Raw genomic sequence first — 19,539 nt, 5'->3', positions numbered from 1 at the left:
GGACTGCCTGAGTAGGCTGGAGGCATGAGCAACCGCAGTATTGATCTTGCAGTCATCCCGGGAGACGGCATCGGGCCGGAGGTGATCGCCGAAGCGGTCAAGGTGTTGCACCGTGCCACTGAAGCCGCCGACGTCAGCGTCAACCTCACGGAATATGCCTTGGGCGCCGAGCATTGGCTGGCCTCCGGCGAGGTGCTGAACGACGACACGCTGGCTTCCATCCGCGGCCACGAGGCGATCCTGTTCGGAGCCGTCGGCGCAGCGCCGGGGGACACGCGAATTCCCTCGGGCTTGATCGAGCGAGACCTGCTGCTGAAATTGCGCTTCAGCTTGGACCACTACGTGAATCTGCGCCCCGCCAAACTGTTCCCGGGCGTCCCCAGCCCGCTAGCGCACCCCGGGGAGATCGACTTCGTGGTGGTGCGCGAGGGCACGGAAGGGCCGTACGTGGGCAACGGCGGAGCTTTGCGCGTCGGGACCGCGCACGAGATCGCCACGGAAGTCTCGGTCAACACCGCCCACGGCGTCGAACGCGTGGTGCGCGACGCGTTCGCCCGCGCCGCGCAGCGGCCGCGCAAGAAGGTCACGTTGGTGCACAAGCACAACGTCCTCGTGCATGCAGGGCACTTGTGGCGCCGAACCGTCGAGGCGGTCGCCGCGGAGTTCCCCGACGTGAGCCACGACTACATGCACGTGGACGCGGCCACCATCTTCATGACCACCGACCCGTCCCGCTTCGACGTGATCGTCACCGATAACCTCTTTGGGGATATCCTGACCGACCTTGCGGGGGCCGTGACCGGAGGAATCGGGCTGGCCGCCAGTGGCAATCTCAACATGGACCGGACCGAGCCCAGCATGTTTGAGCCCGTCCACGGCTCGGCTCCGGATATTGCCGGCCAGCAAAAGGCCGATCCAACGGCCGCCATCCTGTCGGTGGCTCTCCTGCTGGAGCACCTCGGAATGGACGACGCCGCCGCGTCCGTCACCCGAGCGGTGGAGGAGGACATTACGTCCCGCGCCGAGCTCACGGATGAGCGCGGCACCTCGGAAATCGGCGATGCGATCGCCGGGCTCGTAGCCTAAGCTGGCTGCTGAGCGGGCACGTCGGGGCACTGTCGCCCGAAAACCCGCTCGTGGCCACGAACCGTTCAAGAGAAAGCATCGCCGGCACCATGGAATTCTCCCAGCAGCTCTCCACCACCCCTCGGAGCGACGAGGAGCGCGCGGCCGTACTCGCCAACCCCGGGTTCGGTAACCACTTCACCGACCACACTGCGGTGATCGATTGGAATCACACCTCCGACGGCGGCCGGTGGTCCAACGCTCGCATCGAGGCGTACGGCCCCATCAGCCTCGATCCGGCCGCATCCGTCCTGCATTATGGTCAGGAAATCTTTGAGGGTTTGAAGGCCTACCGCCACGCCGATGGCACAGTGTGGACCTTCCGCCCCGAGGCCAACGCGGAGCGCTTCAATGCGTCCGCACGGCGATTGGCCCTGCCCGAACTGCCCGTCGAAGCCTTCGTGACGTCCCTCAAAGAACTCGTCGCAGCGGACCGGGCGTGGGTCCCCTCCGGCGATGGCGAGGCGCTCTACCTGCGCCCCTTCATGATCGCGACCGAGGCCTTCTTGGGCGTGCGCCCGGCGCGCGAGGTCTCGTACCGGCTGATTGCCTCCCCGGCCGGAAACTACTTCGGCGGCGAACTCAAGCCGGTCTCCATTTGGTTGGCCACCAAATATGCACGTGCTGGCCGTGGAGGCACCGGCGAGGCCAAGTGCGGCGGGAACTACGCCGCGTCCTTGGCGGCCCAGCTGGAGGCCGAGGAGAACGGGTGCCAGCAGGTCCTGTTCCTCGACCCGTTCAATGACAACGCGGTGGAAGAACTCGGCGGCATGAACGTCTTCTTCGTCATGGCCGATGGCACGGTTGTCACGCCGGCGTTGAACGGAAACATTCTGCACGGCATAACGCGCGCCTCCGTCATTCAGTTGCTCAAGGATCGCGGACTGAAGGTCGAGGAGCGCAAGTTCACGCTGGACGAGTGGCGTCGCGCCGCGGAGAACGGTCAGCTTCGGGAAGTCTTTGCCTGCGGAACCGCGGCCGTGATCACCCCCATCGGCCTGTTGAAAACCACGGAGGGGGACATCGCGTCGCCGGCGCTTCCGCAGGAGAGCCTGACGCTGAGCATTCGCGAGCAGCTGCTTGGCATCCAGACCGGTGCCGTGGCGGACCAGCATGGCTGGTTGACCCGTCTCGCCTAGCGGGCGCGTGCACGTTCTGGTGACCGGCGGGGCCGGCTATATCGGCTCCCACACCGTTCTGGTCCTGCTCGAGGCCGGGCATCGAGTCACGGTCGTTGACGACTTCTCGGGCGCCTCCGCTGAAGCCCTGCGCCGCGTTGAGGCTTTGGCGGGGCGCCGAGTCGAGGTAGCGGTGGCCGACGTGCTCGATGCCGACGCGCTGACCCGCGCGGTGGTCGCGGCGGCGCCTGACGCCGTCGTGCATTTTGCTGGGCTCAAGGCGGCGGGGGAGTCTGTGGCCGAACCAGAGCGGTACTACCGTGTCAACGTCGGCGGCACACTCAACGTTCTGGATGCCATGCTCGCGGCTGGCTGCAGCCGGCTGGTGTTTAGCTCGAGCGCGAGCGTCTACGGCCGGGCCGACTCCATGCCGGTCAGCGAGGAGGCAACGCTCGCGCCGGCGAACCCGTACGGACGCACCAAGGCGGTCTGCGAGGCGATGCTCAGCGATCTGGCGGCGGCGCACCCCGAGTTTCAGGTGGCGATTCTGCGGTACTTCAATCCGGTCGGCGCTCATCCCTCCGGCGACCTCGGGGAGTCACCGGCGGGTGAGCCGAGCAATCTCATGCCGCTCATCGCTGCCGCAGCTGTTGGATCCCGGGCGGCCGTGAAGATCCACGGAGGCGACTATCCGACGCCGGACGGGACGGGCATTCGCGATTTCATCCACGTGCTGGATCTCGCCGAAGGGCACCTGCGTGCCCTCGACGCCGTCGCGGCGCGCGCGGCGACGTCGCCCGGGCGGGCCGCGATCTGGAATCTCGGAACGGGCCGCGGCACCAGCGTGCTGGAGGTGATTCGTGCCACGGCTGCTGTGGCTGGGCGGGAGATTGCCTATGAGATCGGGCCGCGACGGCCCGGAGACGTCGCCGTCTCCTACGCCGATTGCCGCAAGGCGGCCACGGAGCTGGGGTGGCGAGCGCAACGCGGCCTCGACGAGATGGTCCGGGACACCCTCGCGTGGCAGCGCAAGCATCCGGGGGGCTACACCGCGTAAGGTGGGATCCATGCGCATTGCACGTTTTGTAGTAGACGCCGACCCGCAGTACGGCGTCGTCGATGGTGACCAGATCGTCGGAATTGCCGGCGACCCGTTCTACCAGGGCATTCAGCCCACTGGGAATAAGTTCGCGCTGGACGACGTCCGCCTCGTCGCGCCCATCATTCCCCGGTCCAAGGTCATTTGCTTTGGGCGGACCTACGCTGATCACGCGAAGGAATTGGGCAACGAGGTGCCCACCTCGCCGCTGATGTTCCTCAAGCCCAACACCGCGATCACCGGCCCGGGCGATCCGGTGACGCTGCCCGCATTTTCCGACGAGGTGTCCTTTGAGGCGGAACTGGCCGTCGTGATCGGACGCATTTGTAAGGATGTGCCGGCGGAGAAGGTCGCTGACGTGGTGTTCGGGTACACCTGCGCGAACGACCTCACCGCTCGGGACGCTCAGCGCACCGACGGCCAGTGGGCCCGGGCCAAGGGGTGGGATGGTTCCTGCCCCATCGGCCCGTGGATTGAGACGGACCTTGACCCGGAGGACGTCGCCATCGCCGGGCGCCTCGACGGCGAGACGGTTCAGGAAGGGTCCACGGCGGAGATGATCTGGACGGCCGCGGAGCTCGTGTCCTACGCCTCGCAGGCGTTCACCCTCCTGCCCGGCGACGTCATCCTGACCGGAACCCCGGCCGGTGTAGGCCTGGTGCGCGAGGGCCAGCGGTATGAGGTGGAGATCGAGGGCATCGGGACCCTGATCAACCACTTCCGGCGCTAAGCCCGGCCCTTCGGTGACCACGCGCAGGCCACGGTCCCGCAGCTCCGATCCGCGGCGCGGCGGGGCCTGGCAGCGGCTGGCATCACTCGTCCGGCGCCGCCCTGGTGTTTTGTTCGCTGCGGCGCTGTTGTGTGGCGGCGCTGCTCGGGTGGCCCACCGCGGGGGCGCGCACGACGTCGTCGTCTTGGCTCTGATCCTCATCGCCGTGACGGGGGCACTGGCGCTGCTCTGGGTTCGGATCGCGCGCGTCGTGCGCGGTTCCTCGGGCCGGGCGAACCGGCGCCGCTAGCAGATCGCCGCTGAGGGACGTTGCGGCTGCGCCCGCCGGGGCGTGCGGCGCTAGGATGGGACACATCATGACTAGCGCCACCACACTGCCGACAGTGACCGAAGAAACCCCCGTCCGCGTTCGTTTCTGCCCGTCTCCGACGGGCACGCCCCATGTGGGCTTGATTCGCACCGCCTTGTTCAACTGGGCCTACGCCCGCCATACCGGCGGCAAGATGATCTTCCGCATCGAGGACACGGACGCCGCCCGCGATTCCGAGGAGAGCTATCAGCAGCTCCTCGACGCCCTGGACTGGCTCGGGATCACGTGGGACGAAGGAGTCGGCGTCGGCGGCCCGCACGAGCCCTACCGTCAGTCGCAGCGCGCGGACATCTACGCCGAGGTCATCGAGCAGCTCAAGGCCGGCGGTCACGTGTATGAATCGTTCTCCTCGCCGGAAGAGGTTGAAGAGCGCCATCGCGCGGCGGGCCGCGACCCGAAGCTCGGCTACGACAATTTTGACCGCGACCTGACTGACGAGCAGAAGGCCGCCTTCCGCGCGGAAGGGCGCGAGCCGGTCCTGAGACTGCGCATGCCTGACGAGGACCTCACGTTTACGGATCTGGTTCGCGGAGAGATCACGTTCAAGGCCGGCTCGACGCCGGACTTTGTGGTGGTGCGGGGTAACGGCAAGCCGCTCTACACGCTGGTCAATCCGGTCGACGACGCGCTGATGGGGATCACTCACGTCCTGCGCGGCGAGGATTTGCTGTCCTCAACCCCGCGGCAGATTGCTCTCTACCGGGCGCTGATCCAGTGCGGCGTCGCGCAGTACATGCCGCTCTTCGGCCACTTGCCCTACGTCATGGGCCAGGGGAACAAGAAGCTGTCCAAGCGTGACCCCGAGTCCAATCTGTTCATTCACCGGGACCGCGGCTTCATCCCCGAGGGCCTGCTCAACTACCTCTCGCTGCTGGGCTGGAGCCTCTCGGCAGACGAGGATATCTTCACGCGCGAGCAGCTCATCGAGGCCTTTGACGTGGCCGATGTGCTCAAGAACCCGGCCCGCTTCGATCTGAAAAAGGCCGAGGCGATCAACGGGACGCACGTTCGCCGACTCGACCCGGCCGATTTCCGGGACCGGCTGGTTCCCTACTTTGCCGCGGCTTCCCTCACGGGGGAGGAGCTGACCGAGCGCGAAGCGGAGATTCTCGATGCGGTCGCCCCGCTGGTGCAGGAGCGCATCGGCTTGCTCGGCGAGGCGCCAGAGATGGCCGGTTTCTTGTTCGTGGCTGACGCAGACCTGCAGGTGGCTGACGATGCGCTGAAGGGCATGCCGGAGAACCTGCCAGAGGTGGTGTCCGCCTCCATCTCGGCCCTGGAGGCCGTCGACTCCTGGGATCAGGAAGCGATCGAGGGGGCGCTGCGCGGGGCGCTCATCGATGGACTAGAGCTCAAGCCGCGTAAGGCTTTCGGGCCCGTCCGGGCGGCGATCTCCGGCCGCCGCGTCTCGCCTCCCTTGTTCGAGTCGATGGTCATCTTGGGGCGGGAGTCGTGCCTCGTCCGGCTGCGTGCCTTCGCTGACGTGGTCGCAAACCGCTAGAGCGTGAGCCGCCGGGGTGTGAGCAGGAACACCACCTCGGCGGCTGGGGGCCGTTTTGGATTTCCTGCGCACTGTGTGTAGAGTATTTACTCGTGCTGAGGCGCTGGAAACGGAATCCGCACGGATGACTAACCGGCCGCCGAGGTAACACCATGGGGTATGGTGTAATTGGCAACACAACGGTTTCTGGTACCGTCATTCTAGGTTCGAGTCCTGGTACCCCAGCGCAGGAATTCCACGTCTGACGTGGGATTCCTCAGCAATGTGGAGAGCGGTCCGCCGGTCGCCACAAGCGTTCGGCCCCATCGTATAGCGGCCTAGTACTCCGCCCTCTCACGGCGGCAACGCGGGTTCGAATCCCGCTGGGGTCACGAGCGCAAGCAGTTGATGGCTGTTCATATGCATCACGACCCACGCGGTGGTGATGCACACGGTTCAGGATCTTGTGCTTGTGTCACCAAGGGCCCCATCGTATAGCGGCCTAGTACTCCGCCCTCTCACGGCGGCAACGCGGGTTCGAATCCCGCTGGGGTCACCCTTGAAAATCCCGGAAGCGAGACGCTTCCGGGATTTTGCTTTAAGTCGGCTCTCCTACCGTAATGCCGTGAATCGATGGCCAGGGGCGGCGATCCCCTCACCGGTGTACGGTGATGTCATGGACCCCAGCTGGATTGAGTGCCGACGCTCGGACGGTGAGCGCCTCGGCTGGATTCGCATGGTGGGCGAGGACTTCGTCGCCATCAACGCCCTGGGGCGTGAAATCTCTGGCCGGGTCGACTGGCTCGAGGCCGAGGAACGGCTGGAGAGGCTCGGCCTCGGCTACCTTGCCGACCCGTGGGTCCTGAGTCACGCGGATGGCCGGCAGACGCGCGTTCGGATCACGGAGGTCAGCTCGGAAGGCGTTCGCGTGGTGGAGGATGCGCTGGGGTCCGCGTCCGTCGTCGGCTCCCGAGCGGCTGTTCACCAGTTGCCGTTCCCCGCGCCAGAGGCGTTGCAGCCCGCCGACCGTACTGCGGGCAGCCAGTAGGTGGCGTTTGGTGGCTTGTTGTGCCGCTCCACGGTCCGCGCCTGACGCGATCTGGGGCCGAGGGCGTCATCTACGGCAAGATGGGTGGGGTGAACACAGTTAGCGCCACCGGGCTTGTTGACCAGACACTCGGCCTCCTCGACGCCACGGACCTGCCGTTGGCCGCGCCGGCGGCAGCCGCAGCGAGGGACCTCTCTCGCCACCTCGCTCTCCGGCTGCGCGATCACGTCCGGCCTCGGCTGTCCACGCTCGGAGCCCCGCTCCTGTGCGTCGTCGGCGGTTCCACCGGCGCGGGAAAGTCGACCCTGGTCAACGCGTTGGTGGGGCGGCCCGTGACCCGTGCGGGCGCTATCCGCCCGACGACCCGCCAGCCGGTGTTGATCCACGCGGCGGACGATGCGCCGTGGTTTCTCGGGGAGAACGTCCTGCCCGGTCTGCGGCGTACCCGCGGCAGCTACACCGGGAGACAGGCGACGCCAAGCGACGACCGCGCGCCGTCGTCGAGCGACGCCGCGACAGACGGCCTCCTGATGGTTCAGGATGGTGCCGTGCCGAGAGGCCTGGGCCTGCTGGATGCCCCGGACATCGATTCCGTGGAGGATGCCAACCGCCAGTTGGCGGGGCAATTGCTCGCCGCGGCAGATCTGTGGATGTTCGTCACGACGGCCAATCGTTACGCTGACGCCGTAGGGTGGGGGCTGCTGGCCGACGCCGCGGCCCGGGACGTCACGGTGGCCGTGGTCTTGGACCGCGTGCCGGAGGGGGCCGCTGGCGAGGTTTCGGCGCACTTGCGGGAAATGCTCATCGAACGCGGCCTCGCGCACGCGCGCCTGTTCGTGATCGCGGAGCAACCGTTGGACGAACAGCGCATGCTTCCGGACGATTCCGTCGCCGAGCTGAGGCAATGGTTGACGCACCTCGGCTCCGATGCCGAGGCGCGGCGTGCCATCGCTGCGCGCACGCTCGCCGGATCGCTGCGCCAGGCGTCCGACGACGTCGCCCGCCTCGCCGAGGCGGTGGCCGAGCAGCGGGATGCGGAGGGCGAACTGTGCCAGCAGGTCCGTCAGGCCTATGCCGAGGCGGCCCAGGCCATATCTGAGGCCAGCGCCAACGGCACGCTCTTGCGCGGCGAAGTGCTGGCCCGGTGGCAGGACGTCGTCGGCACGGGCGAGTTCTTTCGCTCGGTCGAATCCACGATTTCCCGAGTCCGAGACCGGGTCGGCGCGTTCTTCACGGGGCGCCCGGCCCCCGTGGACAGCGTCGAGGAGGCCATCGAGACGGGCTTGCACGCCGTGATCGTTGACGCCGCGGCGGGCGCGGCCGAAGGGGCCGCAGCGCGCTGGCGCACCACTCCGGCGGGCAGGGAGCTCATCGCCGGACGGCGCCTAGACGTGAACGGCGAAGGATTCAGTGAGCGTGCGGCGACCGAGGTGCGCGCGTGGCAGGGGGACTTGCTGGAGCTGATTCGTGCCGAGGGGCAGGGCAAGCGGTTCGCCGCCCGGATGCTTTCCCTGGGGGTCAACGGGATCGCGGTGGCCCTCATGGTGGTGGTCTTTGCGTCCACGGCCGGGCTCACCGGCCTCGAGATCGGCATCGCGGGTGGCTCCGCCGTCGTCGGCCAAAAGCTCTTGGAGTCGATTTTCGGGGAGGATGCCGTTCGCCGGCTCGCCAAGAAGGCCCGCGGCCAACTGGACGAGCGGGTCCGGGCGTTGCTGGAGGCGGACGCCCGACGCTTCACCGACCTTTTGGGTGACGCGCCCACGCAGCCAGCAGAGTTCGACGATGTGGCCCGGCGCTTGGCCGCGCTGTCCGATCAACTCAGCGCTGGCGCATCGGCGACGGGGGAGGAGAACGGGTGAAGCACCGCTCCGAACGCACAGCCGCTGCACTGGAAGAGCGCCTGTCCGCCTTGCACGCCGCCACCGAGTTGGGGGACGGAGTCATTCCGGACGGCCTGCGCGCCCGGGCTCTCGACCTGCTGGAACGCGCGAGCCGGCGTCGTTCCCTCTCCTCCGAGCACACCGTGATCGGGTTCTTCGGTGCCACGGGTTCGGGAAAGAGTTCCCTCTTCAACGCGGTGGCCGGGCGGCAGCTGGCCCGCGTGGCCGCCCGCCGTCCGACGACGAGCGCCCCCATGGCGGTCGTCGGAGGCAGCGGGGATGGCGCCGATGCACTGTTGGACTGGTTGGACGTCTCGGAACGGCACCAGCTCACCGGCGGACCCCTGTCCGCGCCGGCGGGGCGATCGTCCGCGTCCGGGGCGAGCCGGTTGGTTCTCCTCGATCTTCCAGACTTTGATTCCACAGTCGCCGAGCATCGCCGCACGGCGGAGCGCCTCGCTGGTCAGGTTGATGCTCTGGTTTTTGTGTTGGACCCGCAAAAGTACGCTGACGCGGTGGTTCACCGCGAGTTTTTGGCTGCTATGGCCGGGCACGAGGCGGTCACGCTGATCGTGCTGAATCAGATCGATCGGGTGAGCACCCCTGATCGCGCCGCCGTGCTCGGGTCGTTGCGGGCCTTGGTGAACAGCCACGGGCTGGACCATGCGCACCTCGTCGCCACCTCTGCCACGACGGGTGAGGGCATTGACGAACTGGCGGCCCACCTGGCGCGGATCGCCGCGCGCCGCGAGGCCACGAACCAACGGCTGACGGCGGACCTGAGTGCTGCAGTGCGTGAATTGGAGCCGTTGGCCCCCTCGGCCACGCTGGCGTCCCGGCCGCTGGAGGGCGCGGCGAGCGAGTTGTCTGCCGGGCTGGCTCAAGCCTCCGGCGTCGAGATGGTGACCCGCGCCGTCGCCCGGTCCTACCGCCAGCGCTCGACGGCGGCCACCGGTTGGCCCGTGACCCGGTGGTTAGTCCGTTTCCGCCCCGACCCGATGCGCCGGCTTGGCCTGGCGCGCAACGACGCGCCCTCGGTCAACCGTACCTCCTTGCCCCAAGCCTCGCCGGCCGCCCGCGCGCAGCAGTCGAGCGCCGTGCGCCAGTACCTGGGGGCAGCCGCCGAGGGTGCGCCCGAGGTTTGGGCCGAAGAGATCCACCGCGCCGGGCGCCCTGACCCCGAGGCTTTCGCCGACGCCCTCGATCAGGCCGTCGCGGGAGCCGATCTGCGCCAGCAGCACCGCTCGTGGTGGTGGGCGGTCACGGGATCATTGCAGTGGCTCTTCGTGGCGCTCGCGGCGGCGGGCGCGCTCTGGCTGCTGGGGCTCGGCGTTCTGAACTACCTCCAGTTCGACGTCGCGGACGCTCCGCGGGTGGAAGGGTTCCCCGTCCCGACGCTGCTGCTCATCGGTGGCTTGCTCGCGGGCATCGTCCTCGCTCTCTTGTGCCGCGTTTTCACTGCCATCGCTGCCCGCTCCCGGGCGCGCAGGGCCCGCCGAGTGTTGCTTCGCCGCCTCGCCGACGTCGCCCAGCAACAGGTGATCGGTCCGGCCGCCGCCGCGGCGCGGCGCGCCGATGACTTCCGTTCCGCCCTAGCGAAAGCCGCAGCCTCATGACCCGCGCGTCTGAATCGTCGTTGATCGAAGCCCTCCTCGGTGTTTATCGGGAGCGCGGGGTCCTCGCCGCTGGTCTGGCCGGCCCGGGTGACGACGCCGCCGTCGTGCCCGTACCCACTGGGCACTTGGTCATGACCATCGACACCATTACCGAGGACCAGGACTTCCGCCGCCGCTACGCCTCCGGCTACGCCTGCACGGGCTATGACATCGGGTGGAAATCGGCCGCGCAAAACCTCGCGGACGTGGCGGCCATGGGTGCCGTTCCCACCGGTTGCCTCACGAGCCTGTCGCTCACCGAGGAGATCGACGCCGGGTGGCTCGCGGACTTCGCGCACGGCTTCGCGGATGCCTTGTCGATGCCGGGCGCGAGGCAGGCGCGCGTTTCCGGCGGCGACCTCGGGCGGGGGAGCGAGCTGTCGGTCAGCACGACGGCGTTCGGCCGACTGATGGGCCCGCCGGTCACCCGCGCGGGAGCCCAGGTGGGGGATGCGGTGGCCGTGTGCGGTTCCCTCGGTGCCGCGGCGGCCGGATGGGCCTGCCTCGATTCGGGGCGGCTGACCCTCGGCGCCGAGGATGGGGCAGCCCGTGGCCGGGACGAACCGGCTGCTGGAGATCCGGTGGCGGACGTGCGGTTCGTCGTCTCACGGCAACTGCGCCCGCGGCCGGCCCTCGATGCTCCTCAGCGGGAGCGGGGCACGGCCCTGCTGGACGTCTCGGATGGACTGCTCAAGGATGCTGGACGCGTGGCGGCGGCTTCCGGGGTGCAGTTGGAGCTCGCCGGGGACATCGCTGATCGAGAGCCAGTGCTCGCGCGCGTTGCCGAACATCTGGCCCAGCGCGGCGAGTCCGCGGGGGATCTGGCCCGGGCGTGGGCCTACGGCGGCGGCGAGAGCCACGCTCTCTTGGCCACGTTCGCCGACGGTGCGGTGCCGGACGGGTGGGACGAAATTGGCCGCGTCCGCGAGCGGGCCGAGGACAGCGTCACCGTGCAGTCACGCCCCGCAGCGGACTGGCTCCGTGACGCCGCGCCCGCCGGGTGGGACCCCTTTGAGTCCAGCTGATCCGCCCCGAGGGAACGGCCTAGTTGCTGGAACGCAGCGCGGACGACAATTGGGCGGCGATCTGGACGACCGTCTCCGCGTGAATCTTTCCGGGTTGACGGCTCAGGCGCTCGATCGGCCCGGAGATGGACACGGCCGCGATGACCCGCCCATTGGGTCCCCGGACGGGGGCGGAAACGGAGGCAACGCCCGGCTCGCGCTCGCCCAACGACTGGGCCCAGCCGCGACGGCGAACGCCCGCGAGAATGGTGGGGGTGAAGCGGGCACCGTTGAGGCCGTCGAGGAGGCGCTGATGGTCCTCCCACGCGAGCAGAACCTGGGCGGCAGAACCGGCCTTCATCGAGAGCTGGGTCCCCACCGGGATGGTGTCCCGCAGGCCGACGGGCCGCTCGGCTGACGCCACGCACACGCGATTCTCGCCCTGCCGGCGGAAGACTTGGCTCGACTCGCCCGTTGCGTCACGCAACTGCACGAGGAGGGGGCCTGCCGCGGCGATCAGGCGGTCTTCACCCGCGGCCGAGGCGAGCTCAACCAGCCGTGACCCGAGCACGAAGCGGCCGTGTATGTCCTTGCCCAGCAGGCGGTGGTGCACCAGGGCCTGGGCGAGGCGATGCACCGTGGGGCGGGATAGCCCAGTAGCCGCTACGAGCTGCGCTAGCGACGTCGGCCCGGCCTCGAGCGCGTCCAGCACCATGGCGGCTTTGTCCAGCACGCCGACTCCACTTGATCCGTCCATGGTTTGATACTAACGTCTCAACATTCGAGATGCACGCCGAAGGTGTGGCGCCCCCGCGCGGGTGGTGGTTCTCTTGAATAACCGAGCACTACACCACGGAGGACACCATGGGTGAGACGCAGGGCAAGACCCTGGCCGAGAAAGTCTGGAACGCGCACGTCGTCAAGCGCGGCGAGGGCGAGGGCGCGGCCCGCCGACCGGACCTGATCTACATTGACCTGCACCTTGTGCATGAAGTCACCTCACCGCAGGCCTTCGAGGGACTCCGACTCGCGGGCCGGCAGCTGCGCCGCCCCGACTTGACGATCGCTACCGAGGATCACAACACGCCCACGTTGGAGATCGATAAGCCGATCGCCGATCCCACCAGCCGGACCCAAATCGAGACCCTGCGCGCGAATTGTCAGGAATTTGGGGTCCGCCTGCACCCACTGGGTGATGCCGAGCAGGGCATCGTGCACGTCGTCGGCCCCCAATTGGGATTGACGCAGCCGGGCATGACCGTGGTCTGCGGCGACTCGCATACGTCCACCCACGGCGCCTTCGGAGCGCTGGCTATGGGCATCGGCACGTCGGAGGTGGAGCACGTCATGGCGACGCAGACGCTCTCCCTCAAGCCGTTCAAGACGATGGCGATCAATGTCGATGGCCAGCTGCGGGACGGGGTCAGCGCCAAGGACATTATTTTGGCCGTCATCGCCAAGATTGGCACCGGCGGCGGGCAGGGGTACGTGTTGGAGTACCGCGGTTCGGCCATCGAGGCGCTCTCCATGGAAGCGCGCATGACGATTTGCAACATGTCCATCGAGGCCGGAGCTCGCGCCGGCATGATCGCGCCGGATCAGACCACCTTCGAGTACGTACAGGGCCGCCCCCACGCGCCGTCCGGCGCGGACTGGGATGCCGCCGTCGAGTACTGGAAGACCTTGGTGACGGATGCCGACGCGGAGTTTGACGCGGAAGTGTCGATCAACGCCAACGAGCTGGAGCCCTTTGTCACCTGGGGGACGAACCCCGGTCAGGGCATCTCCTTGTCCGAGTCCGTGCCGGATCCGGAAGCGATGGGGGATGAGAACGAGGCCTACGCTGCCCGCCGCGCCTTGGAGTACATGGACCTGGCGCCCGGCACACCGATGAAGGACATCCGCGTGGACACGGTCTTCTTGGGATCCTGCACCAACTCGCGGATGGAGGACCTGCGTGCTGCTGCCGACGTCATTCGTGGCCAGCGCAAGGATCCGAACGTACGCATGATTGTGGTCCCCGGCTCAGCCCGCGTTCGCCTCGAGGCCGAGGCCGAAGGGCTGGACCGGGTCTTCACGGAGTTCGGCGCCGAGTGGCGGTTCGCTGGTTGCTCCATGTGCCTGGGCATGAACCCCGACCAGCTGGAACCGGGGGAGCGTTGCGCCTCCACCAGCAACCGCAATTTTGAAGGCCGCCAGGGCAAGGGGGGCCGCACGCACTTGGTCTCCCCAGTGGTCGCTGCGGCGACGGCCATTCGAGGCACCCTGTCCAGCCCGTCCGACCTCGCGACCCCGGCCGCTGCGGCCGCCTAAGGAGGAGCAATCATGGAGAAGATCACGCGACATACGGGCATTGGCGTTCCGCTGCGTGCGTCCAACGTGGACACGGACCAGATCATCCCGGCGGTTTACCTCAAGCGGATTACCCGCACGGGCTTTGAGGATGCCCTCTTTGCAGCGTGGCGGCGCAAGGAGGACTTCATCTTGAACCAAGAGCCCTACAATCGCGGGACCGTGCTGGTGGCCGGGGCAGACTTTGGGACGGGTTCGTCCCGCGAGCACGCCGTCTGGGCGCTGAAGGACTACGGTTTCCGGGTGGTGCTCTCTTCTCGCTTCGCGGACATTTTTCGCGGCAACGCCGGGAAGCAGGGCCTCGTGGCGGGCCAAATGGCGGAGCCGGATATTGAGCTGCTCTTTAAGGAGCTGGAGAACAGCCCCGGCGCCGAGATTGAGGTGGACCTCGAGTCTCGTCGGGTCACGTGTGGCGCTATAACGGCAGACTTTGAGATCGATGACTACACCCGCTGGCGGCTCATGGAGGGCCTCGACGACATTGGGCTGACCCTGACCACCGAAGAGGACATCACGGCCTACGAGGCGACGCGGCCGGCCTTCAAACCGGCTACGCTCCCAGCGAAGTCGTAAGCCTTCCGCGACGTGTGCGACGCCGGTGAGCTCCGCCGTCGTGCACCGAGCCAAGCGGCCCGCCACTGCCCGAGGCAGTGGCGGGCCGCACGTGTGGAGGTGCCCGGTACGCCAAGTCCCTAGTTGTATGCTTACGTGGAGCTCCCGGTGACCTCCGGGCACCCAACGAACGCGAGGTTTTCTTTCCATGGGCAAAGTCCTGACAATTCGTGGCGGCGTACCCCTCAAGGGGACTGTCAGTGTCAGGGGCGCGAAGAATTTGGTGCCCAAGGCGATGGTGGCGGCCCTGCTGGGTGACAGCCCGTCCCTGTTGCGCAACGTCCCGGAGATTCGAGACGTCGAGATTGTCACCTCGCTCCTGCAGATCCATGGCGTCAGCGTGCAGAAGGACCCAGATTCGGGGGACCTCACGCTGGATCCGGTGGGCGCCAAGCGTGCCACGAGTAAGGAAATTGACACCCACGCGGGGGACTCGCGGATCCCGATCCTCTTCTGTGGCCCCCTCATTCACAGCATCGGTGAGGCCTTCATCCCGGATCTGGGGGGATGCCGGATTGGTGATCGCCCCATTGATTTCCACCTCAACGTCTTGCGCGCCTTCGGTGCCGTGGTGGACAAGCGCGTGGACGGCATCGCCATCACGGCCCCGCACGGCCTGAAGGGCGCCAAACTGGAACTGCCGTTCCCCTCCGTGGGCGCCACGGAGCAGGTCCTGCTCTCGGCGGTGCGCGCCGAGGGCATCACCGAGTTGAAGAACGCCGCGGTGGAGCCGGAGATCATGGATCTGATCGCCGTGTTGCAGAAAATGGGGGCCATCATTCAGGTCCAGACGGATCGCGTGATCCGGATTGAAGGCGTGCCGCAGCTGAGCGGCTACAACCACCGCGCCCTGGCCGACCGCAATGAAGGCGCTTCTTGGGCTTCCGCAGCGCTGGTGACCCGTGGCGATATCTTTGTGGAGGGGGCCAACCAGTTTGATCTCACCTCCTTCCTGAACACCTACCGCAAGATCGGCGGTGCGTTCGAAGTACACGACGACGGGATCCGCTTTTACCATCCGGGAGGCGAGCTCAAGCCGCTGGTACTGGAAACGGACGTCCATCCAGGGTTCATGACGGACTGGCAGCAGCCGTTGGTGGTGGCCTTGACGCAGGCCAAGGGCGTCTCCATCGTCCACGAGACGGTGTATGAAAACCGATTTGGCTTCACCAAGGCCCTCGTCGATATGGGGGCCACGATTCAGCTGCACCGCGAGTGCCTCGGCTCGGTCCCGTGCCGCTTCGGCCAGCGAAACTTCCTGCACTCGGCCGTGATCACCGGCCCGTCGGAATTGTCTGGCCGGGATATCGACGTCCCGGATCTCCGGGGCGGTTTCTCCCACCTCATCGCGGCCCTTGCTGCGGACGGCGTCAGCAACGTCACCGGGATTGAGTTGATCAACCGCGGCTATGAGCGTTTCCTCGAGAAGCTGCAGGGTCTCGGCGCGGATGTCGAACTGACGGAGGGCTAAAGGCGATGAGTGAAACGCTGGGGTCCCGAATCACCTTCGGGATTGTTGCTGGAATCGCCCGGCCGCTGCTCAACGTCCTGCTCAGCAAGCGATGGGAGGGCTTTGAGCATCAGCCAACGGGCGGCTACATTGCCTGCCCCAATCACCTGACGGAGATTGATCCGTTAGTGGTGGGCCATGCCGTGTACGGTGCCGGTCGACTCCCGCGCTTTCTGGCTAAAGAATCATTGTTCAAGATTCCGGTGGTGGGAATGGTGCTGCGCAAGACGCGCCAGATCCCCGTCGCGCGCTCCTCCAAAGGCGCCAACGCTTCCCTGCAGGCGGCGCAGGAGCTGATTAGCAACGACGGCGTCGCGATTGTCTATCCGGAAGGAACGCTCACCCGGGACCCGGATTTGTGGCCCATGCGCGGCCGCACCGGGGCCGCCCGCCTGGCGCTGCAGACCGGCGCGCCCGTGGTGCCGGTGGCGCACTGGGGAGCCCAGGAGCTCTTGCCCCGGTACGCCAAGAAACTTCACGTCTTCCCGCGCAAACGGGTGGTCGTGCGGATGGGCCCGCCGGTGGACCTAGAGGATTTGCGCGGAAAGCCGCTGACCAAGACGGTCCTCCTGGAGGCCACGGACCGGATCATGCGGGCCGTGAGTGCGGAGATGGAATCCCTGAGAGGGGAAACGGCTCCCGCGGAGCTCTGGGACCCGGCCGCTCAGGGGCAGAAACTCACCGGCCGAGATTTCGAATCGGGTCCGTCCGGCGCGGCTCCGCAGTGACCAGTTAACAGCACGACGATGTTCAGCAGGTGAACCAGCAGATGGACGGAGAGAACATGCAGGCTGACTTTCGGCGCATCGCCGTCCTCGGCGCCGGTAGCTGGGGCACCACGTTCGCTAAGGTGCTCGGTGACGCGGCTCTGGCCCGCGGTGACCACGCGGCGCACGTGACGGTCTGGGCGCGTCGGGCTGAAGCCGCGGAAGAGATCAACGGTGAGCACACCAATGTCCGGTATTTGCCGGATATTGCACTGCCGCGGAACGTCAGCGCCACGGTGGACGCCGCCGAGGCCCTGCAGGGGGCGGCACTCGTGATCTTGGCGATTCCCGCGCAGTCGCTCCGAGAGCAGCTGCGCGAGGTCTCCAGCGCGGTGGAGCCCGGGGCCGTCGTCGTGTCCCTGATGAAGGGGCTCGAGCGCGGGACGGATGCTCGGATGTCCGAGGTCATCATGCAGGAGCTGGCGATCGCGCCCGAGCACTTGGCGGTGGTTTCCGGCCCCAACTTGGCCCTCGAAATCGCGCGCGAGGAGCCCACCGCGTCCGTTGTGGCCGCGGCGGACGAGTCCGTGGCGACGGCCGTCGCACAGGCGGCAAGCGCACCCTATTTCCGCCCCTACACCAACACCGATGTGGCGGGGGTGGAACTCGGGGGCATCGTCAAGAATGTCATTGCCCTCGCCGTCGGCATCTGTGACGGCATGGGCATGGGGGACAACACGAAAGCCTCCGTCATCACGCGGGGCCTGGCGGAGACCACCCGACTCGCGCTCTCCCTCGGCGGGCGTCTCGAAACGATGGCCGGACTGTCCGGGCTCGGAGACTTGGTGGCGACCTGCTCCTCGCCGCTCTCACGCAATCGCACCGCCGGACGCCTGCTCGGCGAGGGACGGACCCGGGACCAAGTGGCCGAGGCGATGACGCAAACCGCCGAGGGGGTCAAGTCCGCTCCGGCCGTCCTGCACCTCGCCGCCCAACGCGGCATCGAAATGCCCATCACCGAGGCCGTGGTGGCGGTCCTCGAAGGCCAGATTACCCCCGAGCAAATGGGTGCCCGCCTCCTTGGCCGAGACCTGAAGTCCGAACGACCCGCAAAGGAAACCCACTAGACGATGACTTCCGCTTCCCTGCCGCGCGTTCTCCTGTTGTTCGGCGGCCGCTCGTCGGAACACTCCGTTTCCTGCGTGACAGCGGCCGGCGTACTCTCCGCGATCGACACGGCCACCTACGACGTCGTGGCCGTGGGCATCACCAAGGATGGAACGTGGACGCCGGTCGCAGCCACGCCGGAGCAGTGGAGCTTCGAATCGGGGGCGCTGCCGGAGGTTACGGCCAATGGGCTGACGGCGCACTTGTCCCTCGATGCGGCCGCCAACGAACGGGGCGCTGAGCTGACGGTCTCCGCGTCGACGCCGTCTGCCGAACGGGATCGAGGCGGCGCCGAGAGCCTGGGCCGGATCGACGTCGTCTTCCCGCTCCTGCACGGGCCGTTCGGTGAGGACGGCACGCTCCAGGGCATGCTCGAACTGGCCGACATGCCCTATGTGGGTGCTGGTGTGGCCGCGAGCGCCATCGGGATGGACAAGCACCATATGAAGGTTGCCTTTGCCGCGGCCGGGTTCGACGTGGGGCCGTACGCCGTCATCACGGACAAGCAGTGGCGACGCGACCCGCAGGTAGCGCTGGCGTCGGCCGGTCACCTCGTGTATCCCTTGTTCGTTAAGCCGGCCCGTGCTGGCTCCTCGATGGGAATCACGCGGGTCGATGAACCGGCGGGCCTGCGCGCCGCGGTCGAGGAAGCCCGTCAGCATGACCCCAAAGTGGTGATCGAACAGGGCATCGAGGGGCGGGAAATCGAGTGCGGCGTCCTCGAGGGTCGCGGCGCTGCCGCACCCCGGACGACCCTGCCCGGGGAGATCGCCGTGGCGGATGGCTCCCACACGTTCTACGACTTTGAGGCGAAGTATGTGGACGGGGCGGCTGCGCAACTGAGCTGCCCGGCCTCACTGCCCGATGCCGAGCTAGACCGCGTGCGTGAACTGGCCGCGGCGGCGTTTGATGCCATCGGGGCCGAGGGGCTCTCCCGGGTCGACTTTTTCTATACGCCCGATGGTCGGTGGGTGATCAATGAGATCAACACGCTTCCCGGCTTTACTCCGCACAGCATGTACCCGCAAATGTGGGAAAAGACCGGACTGAGCTATCCCGACTTGATTGACGAGCTCATCCAGCTGGCACTGGAGCGCCGCACCGGCCTGCGTTAGTCGTGGCCCCGCGCCGAGCGGCAGGGGGGCGGAGTCTAACTTTCCGGGAGTTCGGTGGAGTTTTCGTAGCTGAGGCAGTTGCTCTGTGCCTCGATCTTCTGGACCGAGGGCGCCAACTCCGGCAGCACGTTGGACGAGGGGACCTTATTCGGGTCGAAGAGGACCTCAATGGCGGGCTCTCGGCCGTAGGTGGTGAGGGTCCAGACGTCCTCGCCCTCTTGGGCGATCCAATCCACCCCGTTGGCGTCGACGCACGCGTCGGTGGTAGCACTCGGCGGTGGCGTCACGCCGCAGCGTAGCGCGATCGCCGCGGGGTCACCCCACGCAGCGGTGGCTTGACTCGTTGTCTCGCGCCGCTCGTAGTCGGAGACCGTATCCGGCAGGAACACCATGGCGTCGGCGCAGGCCGGGTTATTGGCATCAGGCGCCGGTTCAACGTCCACCATGGAGCTGCAGCCGGCGAGCAGACCGGTCACAACGACCATTGATCCGGCGGCCACAGTGCGTTTCAGACGGTTTTCCAGCATCACCCCGGTATCCTACAAGCTGGAGCTGTGGGGCCGCGCC

At 67.4% G+C, this 19,539-nt stretch carries 18 protein-coding genes and 3 tRNA genes; 19 read left to right on the top strand and 2 right to left on the bottom strand.

Going from position 1 to position 19,539, the window contains the following annotated elements:
- The first annotated feature begins 24 nt into the window (after positions 1 to 24).
- From IW252_RS01750 to IW252_RS01690, 13 genes are all read left to right on the top strand, one after another.
- Positions 25 to 1,086: a 3-isopropylmalate dehydrogenase gene (locus IW252_RS01750; protein ID WP_196834994.1), complete on the top strand. Its 1,062-nt coding sequence runs from the start codon at positions 25 to 27 to the stop codon at positions 1,084 to 1,086.
- Positions 1,087 to 1,175: 89 nt separating this feature from the next.
- Positions 1,176 to 2,264 (top strand): branched-chain amino acid aminotransferase, encoded by a 1,089-nt coding sequence (locus IW252_RS01745; RefSeq protein WP_196837044.1) that lies wholly within the window; start codon positions 1,176 to 1,178, stop codon positions 2,262 to 2,264.
- 7 nt (positions 2,265 to 2,271) lie between these two features.
- Positions 2,272 to 3,300, top strand: coding sequence for a UDP-glucose 4-epimerase GalE (galE, locus tag IW252_RS01740; RefSeq protein WP_196834993.1), 1,029 nt, complete (start codon positions 2,272 to 2,274; stop codon positions 3,298 to 3,300).
- A gap of 10 nt (positions 3,301 to 3,310) precedes the next feature.
- Entirely contained in the window at positions 3,311 to 4,072 is a 762-nt protein-coding gene (locus tag IW252_RS01735; RefSeq protein WP_196834992.1) for a fumarylacetoacetate hydrolase family protein, read from the top strand.
- 148 nt (positions 4,073 to 4,220) lie between these two features.
- Entirely contained in the window at positions 4,221 to 4,361 is a 141-nt protein-coding gene (locus IW252_RS13425) for a hypothetical protein (RefSeq protein WP_231365865.1), read from the top strand.
- A 67-nt stretch (positions 4,362 to 4,428) separates the two neighbouring features.
- The gene (gltX, locus tag IW252_RS01725) at positions 4,429 to 5,943 is read left to right on the top strand and encodes a glutamate--tRNA ligase (protein ID WP_196834990.1); all 1,515 of its coding nucleotides are present in this window, start codon (positions 4,429 to 4,431) and stop codon (positions 5,941 to 5,943) included.
- Between the two features lie 153 nt (positions 5,944 to 6,096).
- Positions 6,097 to 6,168 (top strand) — tRNA-Gln (locus IW252_RS01720).
- A 73-nt stretch (positions 6,169 to 6,241) separates the two neighbouring features.
- A tRNA-Glu gene (locus IW252_RS01715) sits at positions 6,242 to 6,314 on the top strand.
- 91 nt (positions 6,315 to 6,405) lie between these two features.
- A tRNA-Glu gene (locus IW252_RS01710) sits at positions 6,406 to 6,478 on the top strand.
- Between the two features lie 69 nt (positions 6,479 to 6,547).
- Positions 6,548 to 6,970 carry a hypothetical protein gene (locus tag IW252_RS01705; RefSeq protein ID WP_331271398.1) on the top strand — a complete coding sequence of 141 codons (423 nt, stop codon included), beginning with the start codon at positions 6,548 to 6,550 and terminating at the stop codon, positions 6,968 to 6,970.
- An 80-nt stretch (positions 6,971 to 7,050) separates the two neighbouring features.
- A complete protein-coding gene (locus tag IW252_RS01700; protein WP_196837042.1) occupies positions 7,051 to 8,829 on the top strand; it encodes a dynamin family protein in 1,779 nt (592 codons plus the stop codon).
- Positions 8,826 to 10,466 carry a GTPase gene (locus IW252_RS01695; protein ID WP_196834989.1) on the top strand — a complete coding sequence of 547 codons (1,641 nt, stop codon included), beginning with the start codon at positions 8,826 to 8,828 and terminating at the stop codon, positions 10,464 to 10,466. Before IW252_RS01700 ends, IW252_RS01695 begins: the two co-directional genes overlap by 4 nt.
- Positions 10,463 to 11,530 (top strand): thiamine-phosphate kinase, encoded by a 1,068-nt coding sequence (locus IW252_RS01690; RefSeq protein ID WP_196834988.1) that lies wholly within the window; start codon positions 10,463 to 10,465, stop codon positions 11,528 to 11,530. Before IW252_RS01695 ends, IW252_RS01690 begins: the two co-directional genes overlap by 4 nt.
- A 19-nt stretch (positions 11,531 to 11,549) precedes the next feature.
- Here IW252_RS01690 and IW252_RS01685 read toward each other — a convergent pair whose 3' ends face one another.
- On the bottom strand, positions 11,550 to 12,266 hold the full coding sequence (locus IW252_RS01685; RefSeq protein WP_196834987.1) for an IclR family transcriptional regulator: 717 nt from the start codon (positions 12,264 to 12,266) through the stop codon (positions 11,550 to 11,552).
- A 107-nt stretch (positions 12,267 to 12,373) separates the two neighbouring features.
- Between IW252_RS01685 and leuC the strand changes: the two genes are divergently transcribed.
- From leuC to IW252_RS01655, 6 genes are all read left to right on the top strand, one after another.
- Positions 12,374 to 13,822: a 3-isopropylmalate dehydratase large subunit gene (leuC, locus tag IW252_RS01680; RefSeq protein ID WP_196834986.1), complete on the top strand. Its 1,449-nt coding sequence runs from the start codon at positions 12,374 to 12,376 to the stop codon at positions 13,820 to 13,822.
- Positions 13,823 to 13,834: 12 nt separating this feature from the next.
- Positions 13,835 to 14,434 carry a 3-isopropylmalate dehydratase small subunit gene (leuD, locus tag IW252_RS01675; RefSeq protein WP_196834985.1) on the top strand — a complete coding sequence of 200 codons (600 nt, stop codon included), beginning with the start codon at positions 13,835 to 13,837 and terminating at the stop codon, positions 14,432 to 14,434.
- 187 nt (positions 14,435 to 14,621) lie between these two features.
- The gene (gene murA / locus IW252_RS01670) at positions 14,622 to 15,944 is read left to right on the top strand and encodes a UDP-N-acetylglucosamine 1-carboxyvinyltransferase (RefSeq protein WP_196834984.1); all 1,323 of its coding nucleotides are present in this window, start codon (positions 14,622 to 14,624) and stop codon (positions 15,942 to 15,944) included.
- 5 nt (positions 15,945 to 15,949) lie between these two features.
- Positions 15,950 to 16,711 (top strand): lysophospholipid acyltransferase family protein, encoded by a 762-nt coding sequence (locus tag IW252_RS01665; RefSeq protein ID WP_196834983.1) that lies wholly within the window; start codon positions 15,950 to 15,952, stop codon positions 16,709 to 16,711.
- A gap of 56 nt (positions 16,712 to 16,767) precedes the next feature.
- On the top strand, positions 16,768 to 17,817 hold the full coding sequence (locus tag IW252_RS01660) for an NAD(P)H-dependent glycerol-3-phosphate dehydrogenase (RefSeq protein ID WP_408065777.1): 1,050 nt from the start codon (positions 16,768 to 16,770) through the stop codon (positions 17,815 to 17,817).
- Between the two features lie 3 nt (positions 17,818 to 17,820).
- Positions 17,821 to 18,972 (top strand): D-alanine--D-alanine ligase family protein, encoded by a 1,152-nt coding sequence (locus tag IW252_RS01655; protein WP_196834982.1) that lies wholly within the window; start codon positions 17,821 to 17,823, stop codon positions 18,970 to 18,972.
- Positions 18,973 to 19,007: 35 nt separating this feature from the next.
- Here IW252_RS01655 and IW252_RS01650 read toward each other — a convergent pair whose 3' ends face one another.
- The gene (locus IW252_RS01650) at positions 19,008 to 19,499 is read right to left on the bottom strand and encodes a DUF3515 domain-containing protein (RefSeq protein WP_196834981.1); all 492 of its coding nucleotides are present in this window, start codon (positions 19,497 to 19,499) and stop codon (positions 19,008 to 19,010) included.
- Positions 19,500 to 19,539 lie beyond the last annotated feature (40 nt).

The organism is Zhihengliuella flava, assembly GCF_015751895.1.
Classification (GTDB): Bacteria; Actinomycetota; Actinomycetes; order Actinomycetales; family Micrococcaceae; genus Zhihengliuella; species Zhihengliuella flava.
Note: the sequence above shows the minus strand (reverse complement) of the source record. Positions and strands in the feature narration are given on the sequence as shown.

Coding starts and splice junctions, on each gene's coding strand:
- IW252_RS01750 (WP_196834994.1), top strand. CDS start 25: ATGAGCAACCGCAGTATTGATCTTGCAGTCATCCCGGGAGACGGCATC.
- IW252_RS01745 (WP_196837044.1), top strand. CDS start 1,176: ATGGAATTCTCCCAGCAGCTCTCCACCACCCCTCGGAGCGACGAGGAG.
- IW252_RS01735 (WP_196834992.1), top strand. CDS start 3,311: ATGCGCATTGCACGTTTTGTAGTAGACGCCGACCCGCAGTACGGCGTC.
- gltX (WP_196834990.1), top strand. CDS start 4,429: ATGACTAGCGCCACCACACTGCCGACAGTGACCGAAGAAACCCCCGTC.
- IW252_RS01700 (WP_196837042.1), top strand. CDS start 7,051: ATGGGTGGGGTGAACACAGTTAGCGCCACCGGGCTTGTTGACCAGACA.
- IW252_RS01690 (WP_196834988.1), top strand. CDS start 10,463: ATGACCCGCGCGTCTGAATCGTCGTTGATCGAAGCCCTCCTCGGTGTT.
- IW252_RS01685 (WP_196834987.1), bottom strand. CDS start 12,266: ATGGACGGATCAAGTGGAGTCGGCGTGCTGGACAAAGCCGCCATGGTG.
- leuC (WP_196834986.1), top strand. CDS start 12,374: ATGGGTGAGACGCAGGGCAAGACCCTGGCCGAGAAAGTCTGGAACGCG.
- leuD (WP_196834985.1), top strand. CDS start 13,835: ATGGAGAAGATCACGCGACATACGGGCATTGGCGTTCCGCTGCGTGCG.
- murA (WP_196834984.1), top strand. CDS start 14,622: ATGGGCAAAGTCCTGACAATTCGTGGCGGCGTACCCCTCAAGGGGACT.
- IW252_RS01665 (WP_196834983.1), top strand. CDS start 15,950: ATGAGTGAAACGCTGGGGTCCCGAATCACCTTCGGGATTGTTGCTGGA.
- IW252_RS01660 (WP_408065777.1), top strand. CDS start 16,768: ATGCAGGCTGACTTTCGGCGCATCGCCGTCCTCGGCGCCGGTAGCTGG.
- IW252_RS01655 (WP_196834982.1), top strand. CDS start 17,821: ATGACTTCCGCTTCCCTGCCGCGCGTTCTCCTGTTGTTCGGCGGCCGC.
- IW252_RS01650 (WP_196834981.1), bottom strand. CDS start 19,499: ATGCTGGAAAACCGTCTGAAACGCACTGTGGCCGCCGGATCAATGGTC.